The organism is Halomonas sp. 707D4 (assembly GCF_024158685.1).
In the GTDB taxonomy this organism is placed as follows: domain Bacteria; phylum Pseudomonadota; class Gammaproteobacteria; order Pseudomonadales; family Halomonadaceae; genus Vreelandella.
In genome coordinates this window covers 1-3,334 of the sequence record NZ_JAMZBD010000351.1, presented here as the reverse complement: position 1 = coordinate 3,334, position 3,334 = coordinate 1, and the positions used below count along the sequence as shown (strand labels likewise).

At 66.6% G+C, this 3,334-nt stretch carries 3 protein-coding genes; 2 read left to right on the top strand and 1 reads right to left on the bottom strand.

The window, feature by feature from the left end; translation table 11 throughout:
- On the bottom strand, positions 1–612 hold a 612-nt coding region (locus BIS11_RS13440), incomplete at its 3' end, for a LacI family DNA-binding transcriptional regulator (protein WP_253586260.1).
- A gap of 255 nt (positions 613–867) precedes the next feature.
- Here BIS11_RS13440 and BIS11_RS13435 point away from each other — a divergent pair.
- A complete protein-coding gene (locus BIS11_RS13435) occupies positions 868–1,851 on the top strand; it encodes a substrate-binding domain-containing protein (RefSeq protein WP_253424035.1) in 984 nt (327 codons plus the stop codon).
- A gap of 73 nt (positions 1,852–1,924) precedes the next feature.
- Positions 1,925–3,334 (top strand): sugar ABC transporter ATP-binding protein (locus tag BIS11_RS13430; protein ID WP_253586259.1); only part of this gene is annotated, 1,410 nt, incomplete at its 3' end.

The following is a 3,334-nucleotide window of genomic DNA, read 5'->3' as shown; positions in this document are numbered from 1 at the left end:
GTGGTCCTCCCCGCGCCCGCCGATGAACAGCACGCCGTCGCTCTGCGCGGCGCCGTTTGCGTCCAGCCGATCGAGGATCGCCAGCGTCAGGCGGCGCGCGCCGTCGCGGTTGTCGGAGATGATCGACGGCGCCTTGCTTCCCGGCAGGTCCAGATTGAGGCTGGCCACGCCCGCCTCCTCGCACATGAGGGAGATGGTGTCCGGGTCGGTAGCGCCGGTGCTCACCAGACACTCCACCCGGTAGGCGAGCATCATCCGCGCCGCCTCGCGCTCCTGGGCCGGGTCGCGGTTGGTGCAGGCAACGATGGCGAACAGCCCGCGCTTGCGCGCCTGGGCTTCGAAGTGCTGGGCGATGGAGCTGAAGTAGCGGTTGTCGTAGAGCGGCAGGATCATGCCGATGATGCCCGAGCGCTCGCGGCGCAGCGCCCGGGCCTGCATGTTGGCGGAATAGCCTTCCGACTGTGCCAGGGTGAGGATCTTGTCGGCCAGCTTCTGGCTGATGCGCCGGCGCTTCCAGGAGCCGTTGAGCACCGCGCTGACGGTGCTTGGCGAGGTCTCGGCAAGCCGGGCGAGATCGTAGATGGTGAGCCGTTTGGCTGAGTCACTGGCCACGTGGCAGCTCCTTGCAGTAGATAAAAGTCGCATTGACGTGATGACGCCGCGCAACAATGATACACTTTGCACAACCGATTGTGCATGTTTCGTTGTCGATGATTGCTTACGGCGCCCAAGTCTCTGTTAATTCACTCGAAACACACCTTTCGAAGATCGAAGAAAAAAAGACGGGCCGCACCGATGGTCGTCGGACGACGTTACTCGGGACACCCATTTCGCTGGCTTCGTTCGCCACCCGCACAGGAAAAGACGATGACACAAAGAGCTCTTCTGGCCGCCGCAACGCTTACCGGCGCACTGGCCAGCGCCACCGCCCTGGCCCAGCAGCCCCCGACCATCGCCGTGGTGGCTAAAGTGGGCGGCATTCCCTGGTTCAACGCCATGGAAAAGGGGATCGAGCAGATGGGTGAGGAGCTGGGCGTGGAGGCCTACATGGTCGGTCCCACCAGCGCCGACCCGGCCCTGCAGGTACGCGCCATCGAGGATCTGATCAGCCGTGGCGTGGACGTCATCGGCGTGGTGCCCAACGACCGTGAAGTGCTGGAGCCGGTGCTCGAGCGCGCCCGCAGCCAGGGCATCATCGTGCTGACCCACGAAAGCCCCGAGTCGGTCAACATCGACTACGACTTCGAGATGATCTCCGCCCAGCAGCTCGGCGAAGAGCACGCACGCCTCATGGCGGACACCACCGGCTGCGAGGGCTCCTACGCCGTTTACGTGGGCGGCCTGAGCGTGCCGGCCCACAACGCCTGGGCGGACGCTGCGGTGAACTGGCTGGAAGAGAACTGCCCGGGCCTGACCCCGGCGGCGGAGCGCTTCGGCGTGGCGGAGAGCGTCGATGACAGCCGCAGCACCACGCTCGACCTGCTGCGCGCCCACGAGGACCTGGCCGGCATCATGTCCTTCGGCAGCCAAGGCACCATCGGGGCGGCCCGGGCGGTGAAGGAGCGGGGACTTGCCGGCGACGTCGCCGTGATGGGCCTGTTCTCGCCGGGCCAGGGCCGCCGGCTGGTGCACGAGGGCGTGATCACCGGCGGTTTCCAGTGGAGCCCGCTGGAAGCCGGCCAGGCGTTCGTGGCGCTGGGCCACCTGCTCTACGAGGGCGGCGAGGTGAGCGATGGCGACACGCTTCCGGTGCTGGGCGAGATCACCCTCGACGGCCACACGATCTTCGCCGCCAAGCCCGTGGAACTCAACGCCGACAGCGTCGACGCGCTGGCCGAACTCGGCCTCTGAACCCGCGCTGTTCGAACCGTGTAAAACGCCTGCCGCGCTCCTCGAGCGCGGCAGTCATGTGAAGAGAACCCCCATGTCCAGAGAGAAGCCGCCGATGAGCGATATCGCGATTCGCGCGCGTCATGTCAGCAAGGTATTCGGTCAGAGCCGCGTGCTCGACGACGTCGAGTTCGAGCTGCGCCGGGGCGAGGTGCTGTGCCTGGCCGGCGAGAACGGCTGCGGCAAGAGCACCCTGATCAAGATCATCAACGGCGTCTACACCCCCGAACCCGGGGTGGAATTCACCTTCGGCGACGAGACGCTGTCCGCAATCAGCCCGCTCGAGGCCAGAAACCGCGGTATCCACGTCATCTGGCAGGATCTGGCGCTCTTTCCCCACCTCACCGTGGCGGAGAACATCGTCTTCGACGACTACGTGGCCCGCCCCTGGCGCCCGCTTTCCGCCAGGCGCGCACTCGACGAGGCACGCGAGATCATCGCCCGGTTCGGGCTCGATCTCGACCCCGCCGCCCGGGTCGAGGAGCTCTCCATCGCCCATCGCCAGCTGGTGGCGATCTGCCGGGTGCTGCGCGCCGGCGCCAGCATCATCTTCATGGACGAGCCGACCGCCTCGCTGACCTACAAGGAAGTGCAGTCGCTGCTCGACATCACCCGCTCGCTCGCCGACCAGGGCATCTCGATCGTGCTGGTCAGCCACCGCCTGGCGGAAGTGCTGGACGTCTGCCAGCGCGTCACGGTGCTGAGAAACGGCCGCCTGGTGGGCACCTACCCCACCGAGGGCATGACCCAGGCGCGGCTCTCCACGCTGATGACCGGTCTCGAGCTCGAACACACGCCCAGGAAGAGCGCCTGGAAAGGCGCGCCGGTGCTGGAGCTTCAGGAACTGAGCCGTGAAGGCGAGTTCGAGAACGTCTCCTTCACCCTGCACCGCGGCGAGATCCTGGGCTTGACCGGGCTGCTCGGCGCCGGGCGCAGCGAGCTCGCCCACACGATCTTCGGCATGACCCGGCCCACCGGCGGGCGGATGTTCAAGGATGGCAAGCCCTTGAAACTGCGCTCGAACCGCGACGCCGTGCGCCATCAGATCGCCTACCTCTCGGAGGACCGGCTGAATCTGGGACTGGTGCAGAACCAGTCGATCGAGATGAACAGCGCCGTGACGGTGCTGCCCGCGCTCGAGAAGCCGCGCGGCTTCCTGTCGCCCGGGCGCATCAAGGCGCTCACCGCGCACTGGATCAAGGAGCTCAAGACCAAGGTGAGCGACCCGACGCTTGCGGTGTCGTCGCTCTCCGGCGGCAACCAGCAGCGCGTGGCGCTGGCCAAGTGGCTGGCCACCGAGCCGGACGTCCTGATCCTCGACTGCCCGACCATCGGCGTGGACGTCGGTGCCAAGGCGGGCATCTTCGAGATCATCCGCAACCTTGCCGACCAGGGCATGGCGATCATCCTGATCTCCGACGAAGCCGGCGAGATCTGGATGAAC

Coding starts and splice junctions, on each gene's coding strand:
- BIS11_RS13435 (WP_253424035.1), top strand. CDS start 868: ATGACACAAAGAGCTCTTCTGGCCGCCGCAACGCTTACCGGCGCACTG.